This is a genomic window from Thioalkalivibrio paradoxus ARh 1 (genome assembly GCF_000227685.2).
GTDB lineage: Bacteria > Pseudomonadota > Gammaproteobacteria > Ectothiorhodospirales > Ectothiorhodospiraceae > Thioalkalivibrio > Thioalkalivibrio paradoxus.
Window position 1 is genome coordinate 1,284,833 of record NZ_CP007029.1, and the last position, 15,751, is coordinate 1,300,583.

Sequence of the window (15,751 nt, forward strand, 5' to 3'; positions counted from 1 at the left end):
CGGGAAGCATCGCGGCACGATACGCGAAGCGCTGGCGGCAGAGAAGGCCCCGGTCACGCCGCGGTCTTGCAGCCTTTGCCACCGATTGGGGTGCCAAAAGGCGTTGCTCGGGCAGGCGGCCGGCAAGGCCGTCAGGTCCGCGCCGTTTCCAGAGCGGTGGGGGTAACCCCGACACACAAAAAAGGCCCGGTCCAGAAGGACCGGGCCTTGCCGTCATCCAGCGCTGATGCGCCGGAAGATCGGACCGCTCGCCTTATTCGGCGGGAGCGGCTTCAGGCTGCTGCTGCTGGCCGTAGGGCATCGGGGCACCGTAGGGCGCGCCGTAGCCGTAGGGGGCGCCGTAGCCGTAGCCGCGGCCGTAGCCGTAGGGCTGGCCGTAGCCGTAGCCGCGGCCGTAGCCGTGGCCGTGACCGCGACCGCGGGCGGAGAAGTCGAAGTCGCTGAACATGTCGCCCATGCCGAACATGTCACCCAGACCGCGGCCGTAGCCCGGGCCGTAGCCGTAGCCGGGACCACCGTAGCCGTAGCCCGGACCGCCCCAGCCCGGACCGCCCCACTGGGCGCTGGCGTGCATCGGGATCGCGAAGGCACCAACGAGGGCGGCGGCGGCGAGAAGCTTCAGGGAGTTGCGCATGATTGAATCCTTTTGGTTGTGAATGATGCCCTTTGATTCCGCTCTGGGCGGGCAGTGCCAAGGGCAGGACACCGCGGGTAAACCTGTATTCGATCCAACATATTAGTAAGATCTAATATGCGAACCAGTGTACAGAGTCCGTTCAGGGATCGCAAGCGGAATTTCGAAAAAATCGAACATCCGGGGCGAAAAGCCACGTTACGGCGTTGGGAAACGGTTGCCATTCAGTGGCTTGAAGGATTCCAGCACCCGAGACAGCTTTTCCGCGCCGCTGCAAGCGGCGGCTGCACGCGCGCAGATCAGTCGTGCCGGTTTGTCAGGAGTGGTCGGAATCACGGGTACCTCGGGCGTTTTCGATTTCGATCCGCGTTCGCACGAACACCGCGTGTGGAACGTACAGGAGGTCGGCGATCTGCCGTATGGTCGCCTCCTGACGCGGGGCCAGCGCACCGTCAGCATAGCCAACCCGCCAGAGATCCGCCATGATCCTGCGCTTGTCCTCTGGGCTCATGTGGGTATTGATCACTCGGACGAACGGGTGTAGCGACAGCAGTTCGTTGCTTTCCTGGCGGGCCAGGTACATGAGCTTGCCGAGTTCTTCGGGGTCGAGGTCGAACGCGGACGCGAGCCGCCGGGCGATCGTCGCCAGCTCGTCATCGTGAATGTGGAAGTCGGCGCGGCTGACCTCGAACAGCAGCGCCGCGGTCGCGAGGTGGATTTCGTGGTCGTTTGCGGGCTGTCGGTCCGGAGACCGACCGGGGCGACCCGACGACGGACCCTGTCCCTGCAGGGTCGCGAGGCTGCGCCGGAACAGGTCGATCAGATCCTTCATCGATGCCGGCCCGGAATCGCAGGCGCGGCCGCAACGGCTGACTGGGGGGCAGGGCGATCGATCATGGGCGTTGGCATCGGTCAGGCGAGGGCTCCGCCGCAACTCGACCCCTGGCCGGCCGTACAGCCGTAGCAGTGGTCGGCTACCGCGATGTTGCGCCCTGCAAGCGCGGCCGGGTCCAGGTCGCGGATGTGGCTGCGCGGGCGCCCGCCAGCCGCCAGCGGGATATGCAGCATCTGGTTGAAATCGCAATCGTAGGCGAAGCCCTGCCAGTCGACCGATACCAGCGAACGGCACATCACCTGCTCCAGATTCGCATCCTGGTGTGCCTGCCGCAGCAACTGCAGGTAGCGGTTGTACTCGCCCTTGCGCGCCAGCGTCTTCGCGAAGCGGTTGATCGGCATGTTGGCGATGGTCAGCAGGCGATTGAACACGATGCCGTAGCGGTTTCCGAGATGTGCGCGATAGTCGGCCTCCAGCGCGGCCTGCGGCGGTGGCAGTTGCGGCCCCTGCGGATTGAACACGAGGTTCAGTTCGAGCCCCGAGCCGGGTTGCCCGTAGCCGAGTGCATTGAGTGCGCGCAGCCCCGACAGACTGCCGTCGAACACGCCGTCCCCGCGCTGGGCGTTCACGTTCTCCTCGAGGTAGCAGGGGAGCGATGCGATCACGGCCACCCGGTGGCTGGCAAGGAATGCCGCGAGATCCTGCTGTCCGGGCTGTCCGAGCACGGTGAGGTTGCAGCGGTCGATGACTTCGACCCCCAGTGCCCGTGCCCGGGAGACCAGCTCGCGGAAATGGGGATTCAGTTCCGGCGCGCCCCCGGTCAGGTCCAGTGTGTGCACGCCGCTGCGCCCCAGAAAGGCGAGCACATTCTCCACGGTTTCGTGCGCCATGCTCTCCTTGCGGTTGGGGCCGGCGTTCACGTGACAATGGAAGCAGGTCTGGTTGCAGACGTAGCCAAGGTTGACCTGCAGCGTCGTGACCGCACTGCGTTTGATGGCGGGGAAGTCGCCGAGGGCAAGAACGGGTTCGCGGTTGGCCATGCGGTGTTCCGTTTTCAGGATGGGTGATTCGGGGGTGCGGGTTCACTCCGGCAGGAAGCGAATGCCGCCGTACCAAGCACGCGTGCTGCCCGGTGTTGTCGCAGCCGGTCATTGTTGCGACCGCGTGCACGCGCTCGGGTTCGCGGCCATGGTAGCGGAGAACCCCCCGAGCACGTTGCGCCGCTCCACGCGCCAGCCTTCGCCGGTGTCGGTGCTTCGCCACTGCGGGGCTGGCTGCTCGAGTGCTCTCGGTGATTCTTCGACGCATTGCCTTCGGTTTCGCCATCGGGGGGCGGGCCGCCTATCGCGCTCCATCCCTATTTTGGTTGCCCGAACATGGCTGCGGTATCGGGAAAAACCGAAATGGGCCGAAGGGCGGGGTGCAGGTATTCTGGGCCCAGCCTGGTCGGAACGGCAGGCTCCGCGGTTCGGGCCCCGAGCATCGGACCGCCGCAGTCGGTGCCGGCGTCACAGGGGCTGTGCAGCCAGTTTTTCCGGCACCGTTTCGGCCCTGCACCCTGCGACCACGTGGTGGGTACAGGTCGCCTTGCAACACGATACGGGGTAATGCGCGTGAACCGGACCCGATGGATTGTCCTTGCCGTGGTGGTGCTGGCTGTGGTCGCGTTCTTCGCGTTCGACCTGGGCCGCTGGCTGGACTTCGATACGCTGAAAGCAGCCCAGGGCGATATCGAGGCATTCCGCGATGCCCGTCCGGTGCTCGCGAGCCTGCTCTATTTCGGCGTGTATGTGGCAGTCACCGCGCTGTCGCTGCCGGGAGCCGCGGTGATGACGCTGGCCGGCGGGGCCGTCTTCGGTCTCGGCTGGGGCTTGCTGTTGGTGTCGTTTGCATCGACTGTCGGCGCGACTCTGGCTTTCCTGATCGTGCGCCTGATCGCCCGCGAACCGGTGCAGCGGCGCTACGGCGACAAGCTGAAAGTCATCAACGCCGGCATCGAGCGCGAGGGCGCTTTCTACCTGTTCGCGCTGCGTCTGGTGCCGCTGTTCCCGTTCTTCCTGATCAACATCGTGATGGCGCTGACCCCGATGCGGACCTGGACGTTCTACTGGGTGTCACAGGTCGGGATGCTGGCCGGCACCGCGGTGTACGTGAACGCCGGCACCCAGCTTGCCCGGCTCGACAGCCCGGAGGGGATTCTGTCGCCAGCCCTGATCCTGTCGTTCGCTCTGCTCGGGATCTTTCCGCTGCTGGCCCGCCGTGCGCTCGAGATGCTGCGTCGCCGCCGGGTCTACCGGGGTTGGGAGCGCCCGCGGCGCTATGACCGGAACCTGATCGTGATCGGTGCGGGCGCTGCGGGCCTGGTCTCGGCCTACATCGCCGCGACCGTGAAGGCGAAAGTGACGCTGGTGGAGAAACACCGGATGGGCGGGGATTGCCTGAACTACGGCTGTGTGCCTTCCAAGGCGTTGATCCGCACCGCGCGTCTGCTCGACGAGATCCGCCGTTCCGCTGACTATGGCATCCGGTCCGCGCACGCCGACTTCGATTTCGGCGAGGCGATGGAGCGGGTCCAGCGGGTGATCGCCGAGGTCGCCCCGCACGATTCCCGCGAGCGCTACGAGGGGCTGGGGGTCGAGGTGCTCGAGGGGACGGCCCGGCTGACCGGCCCGTGGTCGGTGGAGATCACGGGAGCCGACGGGACCGCGCGCACGCTGACCAGCCGCGCGATCGTGCTCGCCACCGGCGCCGAACCCCTGATCCCGCCGCTGCCGGGACTCGCCGAGGCCGGGTACCTGACGTCGGACACGGTCTGGAACCTGCGCGTGTGCCCGCGCCGACTGCTGGTCCTCGGGGGCGGTCCGATCGGCTGCGAACTCGCCCAGACGTTCCATCGCCTCGGTGCGCAGGTGACCCTGGTGCATCGCGGCGCGCGGTTGCTGCCGCGCGAGGATCCCGAGATCTCCGAGATGTTGCAGCGGCGTTTGCTGGACGAGGGGATGGACCTGCGGCTGCAAAGCGAGGGTCAGCGCGTCGAGACCGGCGAGGCGGGAAAGCGCCTGGTCGTGCAGCGCGACGGACGCGAGGAAGCGATCGAATTCGACGAGATCCTGGTCGCAGTCGGTCGCGCACCGCGGTTGGAGGGATTCGGCCTCGATGCGCTGGGTATCCGCACCGGCCGCACGATCGAGGTCAACGAGTTCCTGCAGGCGACCTACCCGAACATCTATGCCTGCGGCGACGCAGCGGGCCCGTATCAATTCACGCACGCCGCGGCGCATATGGCCTGGTTCGCCTCGGTGAACGCCTTGTTCGGGATGTTCCGGCGTTTCCGGGTCGATTATTCGGTGATTCCGTGGACCACGTTCACCGATCCGGAGATCGCGCGGGTCGGGCTGAGCGAACAGGAGGCGCGAGCGCAGGGTATCCGCTTCGAGGTGACGACCTATGGGATCGACGACCTGGACCGGGCGATCGCCGACGGTGAGGCGCGGGGGATGGTCAAGGTGCTGACGCCTCCCGGCAAGGACCGCATCCTCGGCGTGACCATCGCCGGCCACCATGCCGGCGAACTGCTGGCCGAGTTCGTGCTGGCGATGAAGGCGGGCCTCGGCCTGAATCGCATCCTCGGCACGATCCACGTCTACCCGACGATGGCCGAGGCGAACAAGTACGTCGCGGGCGAGTGGAAGAAGGCACACAAGCCCGAACCTATATTGCGCTGGCTGCAGCGATTCCACGCCTGGCGGCGCGGCTGACCTGCCGGAGGCGGGCGCCGGCCTGCGGTCTGGAAATCCCCGCTGCGTGCCGACAAGAGCGGGACCTCACGGGATAGAATCGTTAACGTGAAAGTCACGGCCGGTCTCGTGTCCCGGGCGACCCGTAGGGCGGAAAAGCGCAGCGTCATCCGCCGTACGGCGTTCGCAGGGCCCAGGCGCCCGCGGCAATCCGGGCGCCGGATGGCGGATGACGGCCTTCGGCCTCTTCCGCCCTACGCCTCTTTCATCATCGGGGGTGGCCAAATAGGCCATGGAAGTTAGCGCGAAATGACAGCCACGGAAATCACGGAATATGCAACAAATCAAACCTTTTTCCGTGTCTGTCCGTGCTTTCCGTGGCTCGCCTTTTCATGTTGCGGGGTGGCCGCTGGCCATGAGAGTTAGGATGCACGCATGAAAACGGGCTCAACCCGCGGCATGCGTCTCGCGGCCGACCTGCCGCTGCTGTTTCGTCGCCTGCGTTCCGGTGACGAAGCCGGCCGGCTCGCGCGCGCGGCGGGTTGGCTGGTGTTGCTTGCGGGCGTGATCGTCGTGCTGCTCGGCGCGCTGATGCAGCATGATGCGGCGATGCTGGAAGGAACGCTCGTCGCCCTGCTGGCACTGGCCGCGGGCTGGGCGCGCAGCCGCGTGGCGGCGGCGTTCCTCGCCGTACTCATCGCGATGGGCCTGGCCGGAGGCGTTGTCGGCGGCGCACCGCTGCCGACCTTGGTATTCCTGGGCCTGATGTTCGCGGTATCGCTGCGGCTGCTGCAGGCGGTGTTCCGCTTCCGGCGGCGCGACGCGGCCGGCCGACCGTCGCCGGGCTGAAGCCCGCGCAAGAGCTGAGGCCCCCGCGCAAGAAATGCTGCCTGGACCGTTCACCCAAGCCACCACACGAATCTCACCGATAGTGGTGAGGCTAGCGCTGCGGCCGTTGCCGTCCGTTGGCCGGCAATGTCCCTCTGCGCGACCCGGTGCGCTGGCGGGACGGTCGGCCGGCCGCGTCGCGCCGGGGTTGTCTGCGCTTCGTTGCTGTGTCGGGAGGGGCGAGCGCAAGATGGAGGGAAGGGGGCTGCGTACCGCTTGCCTCGCCCGAACGCCAGAAGCCCGTTCACCGACGCAATTTGAATACGCGATCGTCGGCCTTGCGCGGAATGACGATATCGATGAAATGCGTCGCGTTCCGATGCAGGCGCTGCGCGCCGAGTGCCGCGCGCTCGGGTTCGCGATCGCAATGCAGCAGCAGATGGCCGCGGCCGCGCTCGATCTGCTGGTCGAAATAATGTGTGTTCCGCCCCGGATCGGCTGCGACGATGCTCGCGGCGAGTTGCCGGTCACCCGTGTTCTCGCGGTAGAAGCGATGCATCAGATCGTCGCGGTCGACATAGAAGCAGCGCACCGAAGGGTCGAGCTTGTTCACGTGGACGTGATCGAGCACGTCGGTCTGGAACCGCAGCAAGGCGGCATCGCTGCGCGCATTGGGAGAGAAGAACTCGACGAAATAGTCGTCGACCGGCCGTCCCTGCTCGTCGCGCACGCGTGTGATGACCTGCAGGTAGCGGTGTAGCTCCTGGATGCGCGGTGCCCGGCGCCGGAACAGGCCGCGGCGGCGGTCGCTGTCTGCGGCAAGCGCCGCGGTTTCTTCCGACCCGGCGCGCCAGGATTCTGCGATCGCCGCATACTGGCCCGGACTGTCACAGCCCAGAGCTTCGAGAATCCGTTCGCCCAGGCGTGCCGATATCTCGGGAATCGCGCCGGTTTCGTCTTCCGGAAACTTGATCTGAGTGTGATCCCGGTCGGGCAGTACGGCAAAGGGGACGGTGGCACCGCCGGTGCGCGAATGCCAGGGCCGCAGGGTCGGAACCTCGGTGTTCTCCGAGTAATCGACCGTAATCCCGCTGCTGTTCAGGTTGGCCGCGGGTACGCGCACCGTGCCGTCGCTGCCGTCTTCATTCAGCAGGCGGCGTGTCGGGTTGCTGTAGCCGCGACTCCCGGTGATGACGAAGGGCCAGATCCGGTCCGGGCCATAGGGACCGTCATCGACGCCGTCCGGGTCGAGCAAATCGCGTGTGGCCAGGTCGCGCTGATAGGTCGATCCCAGCTCGAGCGCGTTCAGCATCTCGCGCCCGGTCTGAAACCAGTTCTTTGCCCCCTTGGTTGCCCGGCCGAGAAACGAATTGCCGAGGGTCGCCAGCCTCGACCCGAAGTTCGCCGGGGCGAGCATCAGCATGCGCTTGGCCGGGCAGCCCTGCCCGTCGGGATGGTAGCGCACGACCCAGTCGCGCATCACCAAGGCCGCCGTACTGTGGCCGATCAAGTCGAACGAATCGGCGAGTTCGCCGCGTGCCTGCAACTCCCGAATCACCGCCTGCATTCGTCGCGCGACATCCTCGATGCGGACATCGTCGTCGGTAGAGACCCAATCCCCCAGCCAGATATTGGCTACGTCGAAACCGTTGCTGCCGAGGAAACGCTCGAGCTTGCGGAAGGAACCGGAGCTGTCGTTCCATCCATGCAGAATTGCCACCTGTCGCCCCATGACATCGCCTCCTCGACGGTTTCTCCTCGCGGCTTGGCGCCCATGCTCATGCCAGCTACGTATAGACGCGGATTCGTCGGCAGTACAGGCGCTGTTCACGAACTGAGCGACTCCTGCTGCGCAGGATCAAGCCAGGAGACGGGGCCTCGAGTCGCGCCTGGCCAGCGCGTTCAAACACTGGGATCATCTGGTGCGCAAGCCCCCCGTGATGACGAACACGGTCCGCGCCACGGGTAGCTTCGGCATGCTGGCGTCTCGAGGGATCGACGGGTTCCGTCAGCCCTCCGAAATGTCCGGACCGATTCCGTCGAGGCTCTTGAACGGGAATACAACGTCTGATCGCAGGGCCGGAACGGGTAAACGCCTGCAGGTAATGCCGAGCATGTCGATCCGAAGTGCTGACATGCCCCGTGGCCATGAGGCTATTGGGGCATACTGGATGCGACGCGCTGTTGGGCTGAGGGTGGCCTCGGGCCTCGTCCAGCCCGCGCATCCTGGGCGGTCGGGGAGGATGGCCGCGCGATGACCGTTCAAGCAGGAGAGAAGCGATGCAACTGACCAGCCCCGTTTTCGAAGACGGCGGCCCGATGCCCTGGAGCGCGACGGCGCCGAACGAGAACCGGCTGCCGGCATTGGAGATCCGCGATGTGCCTGAGGCGGCGCGCAGCCTGGCGCTGATCCTGGAGGATCTCGATTCGCCATTGGGCGGGGTCACGCACTGGTTGGTGTGGAACCTGCCGCCCGGCACGGACCGGGTCGATGCGCTGAACCTGCCCAGGGAAGGCCGGGTCGGCATGGATTCGTTTGGCAAGGTCGGCTATCTAGGCCCGGTTCCCCCCGAGGGCGTGCACCGGTATCGGTTTCGTCTGTTGGCGCTGGATGCCGAACTCGATCTCGAGGCCGGTGCGCCCCGCAATCTGTTCGATCAGGCAGCGGCGGGGCATGTGCTGGACGAAGCCGAACTGACGGGCGTGATCGAGCGGTCACCGCCGGAGGCGGAGATCTGACCCGGCGTCTGCCCCGGTACTCCAGGAGGATTCGAGATGGCGAAGCTCTACCGCCCGCAGGCGTTTTTCGCTTCCGTGAACCCGACGGTGTTCATGGCCTCGGCCATCATGGTCGTGCTGTTCGTGGGGTTCGGCGTGCTGTTTCCGGCGACCGCGAGCCGGGTGTTCGAGGAGGTCCACGGTCTGATCACCGAGTACTTGGGCTGGGGGTATCTGCTCGCGGTGACGGTCTTTCTGGTGTTCCTGGTCTGGCTGGGTTTCAGCCGCTACGGGTCCATCCGTCTCGGGCAGCCCGACGATCGTCCGGAGTTCAGCTACGGCGCCTGGTTCGCGATGCTGTTCAGCGCGGGCATGGGCATCGGCCTGGTGTTCTGGAGCGTGGCCGAGCCGATCATGCATTACCAGCAGCCGCCGCACGCCGACGGCGAGACGGCCGAGGCGGCGCGGCAGGCGATGGTGTACACGTTCTTCCACTGGGGCCTGCACGCCTGGGCGGTATACGTGGTGCTCGGGCTGTCGGTTGCCTATTTCAGCTTCCGGCACCGCCTGCCGCTGACGATCCGGTCGATTTTCTACCCATTGCTCGGCGACCGCATCTACGGGCCGATCGGCCACGCGATCGACATCCTCGCGATCTTCGGGACGCTGTTCGGACTGGCGACCTCGCTCGGCTTCGGCGCGATGCAGCTGAACACCGGGCTCAATGTGCTGGTGGGCCTGCCGGTGTCGCACTGGTATCAGGTCGGCATCATCGCGGCGATCACCGCGGTGGCCGTGTTCTCGGTGCTCTCGGGTCTGGATCGCGGGCTGAAGTGGGTGAGCATCTTCAACCTGTCGCTCGCGATGGCGTTCATGCTGTTCGTGCTGCTGGCCGGGCCTACGTTGTTCCTGGTGCGCTTCCTGCTCGACTCCACCGGCAGCTACCTGCAGCAGCTGATCGACCTGAGTCTGCACACCGACGCGATCGGCGGCTCCGGCTGGCAGAAGGACTGGACCATGTTCTACTGGGCATGGTGGATCGCCTGGTCGCCGTTTGTCGGCATTTTCATTGCCCGCATCTCGCGCGGGCGAACGATCCGCGAGTTCATTGTCGGCGTGCTCGGCGTGCCGACGCTGTTCGTGTTCACCTGGCTGACGATCTTTGGCGGCACCGCGCTGTACCTAGAACTGTTCGAGGAGGGCGCCGGTATTGCCGCGGCGGTCGCCGAGGATACGACCGTCGCGCTGTATGCGACCCTCGAACACCTGCCTTGGGCAACGCTGACCTCGGCCATCGCCACGCTGCTGATCGCGACCTATTTCATCACCTCTTCGGCCTCCGGCACCTACGTGATCGATGCGCTGGTTTCGCGCGGGGCGATTCACTCGCCCAAGCGCCAGCGCGTGATCTGGGGCATCACCGAGGGAGCGGTGGCGGCCACGCTGCTGATCGTCGGCGGCGAGCGCGCGCTCGACAGCTTGCAGACCGCCTCGCTGACCGGCGGCCTTCCGGTCGCGATCATCCTGGGTTTCTGCTGTTACAGCTTGCTGCGCGCGCTGCGGCGCGAGTACCGCGTCGAGGGGGTCGAGCCGCCCTGGGGTCGATGACGCACGTGGGTTCCCCGGTTCCTGCCCGGCCCGCTGCGTGACAGCCGATGGCGGAGCGCCGCGGTTCCTGCCATATTTGCCGCGGCCGCCGGCGCGGCGCGCGCAGCTGCGACACCCGGTACGGCGCTCACGCTCTACCCCCGATCACCATTGGAGGATATGCATGCGATTCCCAACCAGGCCCCTCTTGGGGGCGCTTCTCGGCACGGGCTTTCTGATGTCGGCCGCCGGCCCGGCACTCGCGGACGAGATTCAGGAACAGATCGAACTGGGCCTGGAGTTGTACCAGGCGCAGGACTACGGTGCGGCCATCACGGAACTCGAGTTTGCGATCAATGACATGCGCAAGCTGCTGTCCGACCGCATCGCCGACACCTTCCCGGCGGCACCGGCCGGCTGGACCGCCGCGGTGGTGGAATCGCAGTCCGGTGCGGGCGGCATGTTCGGCGGCGGGACGATGCTGCAGCGTACCTACACCCAGGATGACGGCAACGGACAGCTGGAGGCATCGCTGGTCGTCGACAGCCCGATGATCCAGGGGATCGCGGTGCTGTTCAACAACCCGGCGATGATGGCGGCACAACCCAATACCGAACGCGTTCGCATCGGGCGCGAATCCGCGATGCTCAAGTGGGAACCGAATCGATCGCAGGCCGAGGCCACGTTGTTGCTGGACGGCCGCATCATGATGCAGGTGAAGGGCCGGAATCTCGAATCGTCGGATGTCGCGGTCGAGCTTCTGAGGAACTGGGATCTCCGGGCGGTTCGGGAGGAGACCGCGCGCTGATCGCTTCGCGCAACGTCCTGGGGCCGCTGGCGCCCGCGCAGACCCGCTGCATCGCGGGTTTTCGGCGCGGGTGCAGCGGCTCTGCTATGATCCGCGGTCCCCGTTGGCCTGGCGCGACGCCAGGCCATCTATCCATCACTGCGCTCGACCCCGCGTACAGGTCGGCGAAGGAGTCCAAACCATGCCCGCAGTTTCTCTTCCCGATGGCAGCCGCCGCGAGTTCGATGCACCGGTAACGGTGCTCGATGTCGCCCGCGACATTGGCCCGGGCCTGGCCAAGGCCGCGCTGGCAGGCAAGGTCAACGGGCGCCTGGTCGATGTCCGGCATCCGATCACCGAGGACGCGGAACTCGCCATCGTGACCGACCGCGACCCCGAGGGGGTCGAGATCATCCGCCACTCGACCGCACATCTGCTCGCGCAGGCGGTGAAGGATCTGTTCCCCAGTGCGCAGGTAACCATCGGCCCGGTGATCGAGCACGGCTTCTACTACGACTTCTCGTTCGAGCGCCCGTTTACGCCGGAAGATCTCGAGAAGATCGAGAAGCGCATGAAGGAACTCGCGAAGGCGGATCTCCCGGTCGAACGGTCGGTGATGGAGCGCGACGATGCGGTCGTGTATTTCCGCAACATGGGCGAGGAGTACAAGGCCGAGATCATCGAGAGTATCCCGGAGGGCATGGAGATCTCGCTGTACCGGCAGGGCGACTTCGTCGATCTCTGCCGCGGCCCGCATATCCCGTCAACCGGTCGCCTGAAGGCATTCAAGCTGACCAAGGTGGCGGGCGCGTACTGGCGCGGCGACTCGAACAACGAGATGCTGCAGCGCATCTACGGCACCGCGTGGCCGAACAAGGAGCAGCTCAACGCCTACCTCGAACAGTTGCGCGAGGCGGAGCGGCGCGACCACCGCCGGATCGGCACCGAACTCGACCTGTTTTCGATCCAGGACGACGCCGGCGGCGGCCTGGTGTTCTGGCACCCGAAGGGCGCGCGCATCCGCCGCGTGATCGAGCAGTTCTGGTTCGATCTCCACGAGCGTGCCGGCTACGACTTCGTGGTGACCCCGCATATCGCGAACCTCGACCTGTGGAGGACCTCCGGGCACGCCGACTTCTACTCGGAGTCGATGTACGAGCCGATGGAGGACGACAACCAGGCGTTCCAGCTCAAGCCGATGAACTGCCCGTTCCATGTGCTGGTGTACAAGGATCGGCTGCACTCCTACCGGGATCTGCCGCTGCGCTGGGGCGAGATGGGCACCGTCTACCGGCGCGAGATGTCGGGCGCGCTGCACGGGCTGATGCGCGTGCGCGGCTTCACCCAGGATGACGCGCATATCTTCTGCCGGGAAGACCAGATCGAGTCCGAGATCATCGGCGTGCTCGATCTGACGCTGGAGTTGCTGAACGCCTTTGGTTTCAATGATTTCGAGATCCATCTTTCGACGAAGCCTGACGACGCGGTCGGGTCGCCCCGGATCTGGGAGCACGCGACCGCGGCGCTGCGCTCGGCGATCGAGAAGAAGGGGCTGGAATACACCGTCGACGAGGGCGGCGGCGCGTTCTACGGGCCGAAGATCGACGTGAAAATCCGCGACGCGATCGGCCGGCAGTGGCAGTGCTCGACGATCCAGCTCGACTTCAACCTGCCGGAGCGCTTCGAAATGGAGTATGTCGCCGAGGACAACGAACGGCGGCGACCGATCATGATCCACCGTGCACTGTTTGGCTCGCTGGAACGCTTCTTCGGCGTGCTGATCGAGCACTATGCAGGTCTGTTCCCGCTGTGGCTGGCCCCGGTGCAGGTTGCGGTGCTGACCATCACCGAGCGCCAGGACCGCTACGCGCGGGAGGTCGTCGCGGCCTTGCGCGCACAGGGGCTGCGGGTCGAGTCGGACTTGAGAAACGAGAAGATCGGCTTTAAGATTCGCGAGCACACGCTCAAGCGCGTGCCGTACCTGCTGGTCCTCGGAGACCGCGAAATGGAATCCCGTTCGGTGGCCGTGCGTACCCGGTCCGGCGAAGATCTTGGCAGCATGAGCCTCGACGCGTTGTCGGAGCGGCTTCAGGGCGAGATCGCGAGTCGCGGTCACTGAGCCCGATCGGCCACGGGATTCGTTACCTACAACTGATCTGGAGAATAAGGCAATTAGCGGAGCCAAGAGTGTTCGACTGAACGAGCAGATCATCTGCCCGACCGTCCGACTGATCGATGCCGAGGGCGAGAACCGCGGCGTGATGAGAACGGAGATTGCGCTGGGGATGGCGGTGGATGCCGGAATGGATCTCGTGGAGATATCCCCGAACGCCGATCCTCCGGTCTGCCGGATCATGGATTACGGCAAGTTCAAGTTCGAGCAGTCCAAGAAAGCTCAGGCGGCCAAGAAGAACCAGAAGCAGGTTCAGGTCAAGGAAGTGAAATTCCGGCCGGGCACCGACGAAGCGGATTACCAGGTCAAGCTCCGCAATCTCATCCGCTTCCTGGAGGCGGGTGACAAGGGCAAGGTGACGATCCGTTTCCGCGGCCGCGAGATGCGGCATCAGGAGCTGGGCGGAGAACTGCTCGACCGGATCGAATCGGATCTGGCCGATATCGCGGTCGTCGAACAACGCGCCAAGATGGAAGGCCGGCAACTGACCATGGTGATGTCCGCGAAGAAGAAGTCGTAGCGGGCATCGAATACAAGGGTCGGCGGGTTTCGGTATACCCGCCGGCCTCTGATAAACGGCCGTGCCTGTAGGCAACGGCCTCTAGACTGGAGACGAAAATGCCGAAACTGAAGACCAACCGGGGCGCAGCCAAGCGCTTCGCGAAGACCGGTTCGGGTGGGTTCAAGCGGGCGCAGTCGCACCGCCGCCACATCCTGACCAAGAAATCCACCAAGCGTAAGCGCCACCTGCGTGGTGCGGCGATGATCCACGACAGCGATGTCGCGGCCGTCCGCCAGATGCTGCCGCATAGCTGATCGAGGAGAAGAACCATGCCACGAGTCAAGCGCGGCGTTACCGCCCACGCACGTCACAAGAAAGTCCTCGACCAGGCCAAGGGCTACTACGGTGCCCGCAAGAACGTCTACCGGGTCGCCAAGCAGGCGGTCACCAAGGCCGGGCAGTATGCCTACCGCGACCGGCGCCAGAAGAAGCGCCAGTTTCGGGCGCTGTGGATCGTCCGCATCAACGCGGCGGCGCGCCAGTTCGACCTGTCTTACAGCCGCCTGATCGACGGCCTGAACAAGGCGGGGGTCGAGGTCGACCGCAAGGTGCTCGCCGATCTCGCGGTCCACGACATCGCCGCCTTCGGCAAGATCGCCGACACCGCGAAGGCCGCGCTGCCGGCGTGACCGCTGAGGAGATCGCCCGGGGGCTCGTCCCGGGCAGGTCCCGTCCGGGGCGCCGGTTCCGGCGCGACTGAAGGGACTCGCCGAAGCGTGCACCTGCCTCCGGTGGCGGGTGTATCGGCAGCGAACCGAAGGGAGGGCCGCAAACCCTCCCTTTTTCTTTCAGGCAACCGATGCAGCATGCCTGCCGCCCGGGGGAACGCATGGCGGCGGCGGGTGGTGGAGAAATCCGACGTGGAGCAATTGCAGAAGCTGGTGGCCGAGGCCGTGACCGGGATCGAGCAGGCGCAAGGGCTGGCCGATCTCGACGCCCTGAGGGTGCGGTATCTCGGCAAGAAGGGCGCGCTGACTGCGCTGTTGAAGGAGCTCGGCCGCCTTCCCGCCGAGGAACGGCCGCGGGCGGGCCAGGCGGTCAACGAGGCGAAGGGCGAGTTGTCCGGGCGAATCGAGGCGCGCCAGCGGGAACTGGCCGCCGCCGAGGTGGCGCGGAAGCTGCGCGAGGAACGAGTGGATGTGAGCCTGCCGGGGCGGCGTCCGGCGACCGGCAGCCTGCACCCCGTCACCCAGACGATCGAGCGCATCCGCGAGTTCTTCGCCGGCATGGGCTACCGGGTTGCCGAGGGTCCTGAAGTCGAGGACGACTTCCACAACTTCGAGGCGCTGAACATCCCCGAGGAACACCCAGCGAGGGCGATGCACGACACCTTCTATTTCGACGCCCACCGGGTACTGCGCACGCACACCTCGCCGGTGCAGATTCGCGCGATGAAAGAGCAGCGCCCGCCGCTGCGGATCATCGCTCCGGGGCGCGTGTACCGCTGTGATTCCGATCTGACGCACAGCCCGATGTTCCACCAGGTCGAGGGGCTGTATGTCGATTCCGGCGTCACCTTCGCGGATCTGCGGGGCGTGCTCAGCGCGTTCCTGCAGGCCTTCTTCGAAAAGGATGACCTGAAGACCCGGTTTCGGCCTTCGTATTTTCCGTTCACCGAGCCCTCGGCCGAGGTCGACATCCAGTGCGTGCACTGCGGGGGTTCCGGCTGCCGGGTCTGCAAGCAGACCGGCTGGCTCGAGGTGATGGGCTGCGGAATGGTGCACCCCAACGTGTTCGGCCATGTCGGGATCGACGCGGAGCGCTACACCGGGTTCGCGTTCGGTCTGGGGGTGGAACGCATGGCCATGCTCCGCTATGGAGTCAATGACTTGCGTCTGTTTTTTGAGAATGATGTTCGGTTTCTCGGACAGTTCGCCAGAGCGGGGTAGC

Annotated in this window: 15 protein-coding genes; 11 read left to right on the forward strand and 4 right to left on the reverse strand. The window is 65.8% G+C overall.

Going from position 1 to position 15,751, the window contains the following annotated elements; genetic code table 11:
• Window positions 1-253: 253 nt before the first annotated feature.
• The 3 genes from THITH_RS05960 to arsS all read right to left on the reverse strand — a co-directional run bounded on the left by THITH_RS05960 (window position 254) and on the right by arsS (window position 2,509).
• Window positions 254-634 carry a sulfur globule family protein gene (locus THITH_RS05960; RefSeq protein ID WP_006748575.1) on the reverse strand — a complete coding sequence of 127 codons (381 nt, stop codon included), beginning with the start codon at window positions 632-634 and terminating at the stop codon, window positions 254-256.
• Between the two features lie 316 nt (window positions 635-950).
• Window positions 951-1,466 (reverse strand): tellurite resistance TerB family protein, encoded by a 516-nt coding sequence (locus THITH_RS05965; RefSeq protein WP_006748576.1) that lies wholly within the window; start codon window positions 1,464-1,466, stop codon window positions 951-953.
• 80 nt (window positions 1,467-1,546) lie between these two features.
• Window positions 1,547-2,509, reverse strand: coding sequence for an arsenosugar biosynthesis radical SAM (seleno)protein ArsS (gene arsS / locus THITH_RS05970; protein WP_006748577.1), 963 nt, complete (start codon window positions 2,507-2,509; stop codon window positions 1,547-1,549).
• Between the two features lie 567 nt (window positions 2,510-3,076).
• On the opposite strand from arsS, the gene THITH_RS05975 reads away from it, so the two are divergent.
• The 3 genes from THITH_RS05975 to THITH_RS05980 all read left to right on the forward strand — a co-directional run bounded on the left by THITH_RS05975 (window position 3,077) and on the right by THITH_RS05980 (window position 6,055).
• Window positions 3,077-5,227, forward strand: coding sequence for an FAD-dependent oxidoreductase (locus THITH_RS05975; protein WP_006748578.1), 2,151 nt, complete (start codon window positions 3,077-3,079; stop codon window positions 5,225-5,227).
• Between the two features lie 78 nt (window positions 5,228-5,305).
• On the forward strand, window positions 5,306-5,509 hold the full coding sequence (locus THITH_RS19130) for a hypothetical protein (RefSeq protein ID WP_084222628.1): 204 nt from the start codon (window positions 5,306-5,308) through the stop codon (window positions 5,507-5,509).
• Between the two features lie 156 nt (window positions 5,510-5,665).
• A complete protein-coding gene (locus tag THITH_RS05980) occupies window positions 5,666-6,055 on the forward strand; it encodes a hypothetical protein (protein ID WP_041483403.1) in 390 nt (129 codons plus the stop codon).
• Window positions 6,056-6,338: 283 nt separating this feature from the next.
• Here THITH_RS05980 and THITH_RS05985 read toward each other — a convergent pair whose 3' ends face one another.
• Window positions 6,339-7,766, reverse strand: a complete 1,428-nt coding sequence (locus tag THITH_RS05985) for an esterase/lipase family protein (RefSeq protein ID WP_006748580.1) — start codon at window positions 7,764-7,766, stop codon at window positions 6,339-6,341.
• A gap of 587 nt (window positions 7,767-8,353) precedes the next feature.
• Between THITH_RS05985 and THITH_RS05990 the strand changes: the two genes are divergently transcribed.
• The 8 genes from THITH_RS05990 (at window position 8,354) to pheS (ending at window position 15,750) form a co-directional block, all read left to right on the forward strand.
• Window positions 8,354-8,773 carry a YbhB/YbcL family Raf kinase inhibitor-like protein gene (locus tag THITH_RS05990; protein WP_025367331.1) on the forward strand — a complete coding sequence of 140 codons (420 nt, stop codon included), beginning with the start codon at window positions 8,354-8,356 and terminating at the stop codon, window positions 8,771-8,773.
• Window positions 8,774-8,809: 36 nt separating this feature from the next.
• Window positions 8,810-10,360: a BCCT family transporter gene (locus tag THITH_RS05995; protein ID WP_006748582.1), complete on the forward strand. Its 1,551-nt coding sequence runs from the start codon at window positions 8,810-8,812 to the stop codon at window positions 10,358-10,360.
• 163 nt (window positions 10,361-10,523) lie between these two features.
• Entirely contained in the window at window positions 10,524-11,147 is a 624-nt protein-coding gene (locus tag THITH_RS06000; protein WP_006748583.1) for a hypothetical protein, read from the forward strand.
• A gap of 181 nt (window positions 11,148-11,328) precedes the next feature.
• The gene (gene thrS / locus THITH_RS06005) at window positions 11,329-13,245 is read left to right on the forward strand and encodes a threonine--tRNA ligase (RefSeq protein WP_006748584.1); all 1,917 of its coding nucleotides are present in this window, start codon (window positions 11,329-11,331) and stop codon (window positions 13,243-13,245) included.
• 76 nt (window positions 13,246-13,321) lie between these two features.
• Entirely contained in the window at window positions 13,322-13,819 is a 498-nt protein-coding gene (infC, locus tag THITH_RS06010; protein ID WP_456300611.1) for a translation initiation factor IF-3, read from the forward strand.
• Window positions 13,820-13,917: 98 nt separating this feature from the next.
• Entirely contained in the window at window positions 13,918-14,115 is a 198-nt protein-coding gene (gene rpmI, locus THITH_RS06015) for a 50S ribosomal protein L35 (RefSeq protein ID WP_006748586.1), read from the forward strand.
• A 15-nt stretch (window positions 14,116-14,130) separates the two neighbouring features.
• Complete coding sequence (gene rplT / locus THITH_RS06020; RefSeq protein WP_006748587.1) at window positions 14,131-14,490, forward strand: 50S ribosomal protein L20; 360 nt, start codon at window positions 14,131-14,133, stop codon at window positions 14,488-14,490.
• A 231-nt stretch (window positions 14,491-14,721) separates the two neighbouring features.
• Window positions 14,722-15,750 (forward strand): phenylalanine--tRNA ligase subunit alpha, encoded by a 1,029-nt coding sequence (gene pheS, locus THITH_RS06025; RefSeq protein WP_025367333.1) that lies wholly within the window; start codon window positions 14,722-14,724, stop codon window positions 15,748-15,750.
• Window position 15,751 lies beyond the last annotated feature (1 nt).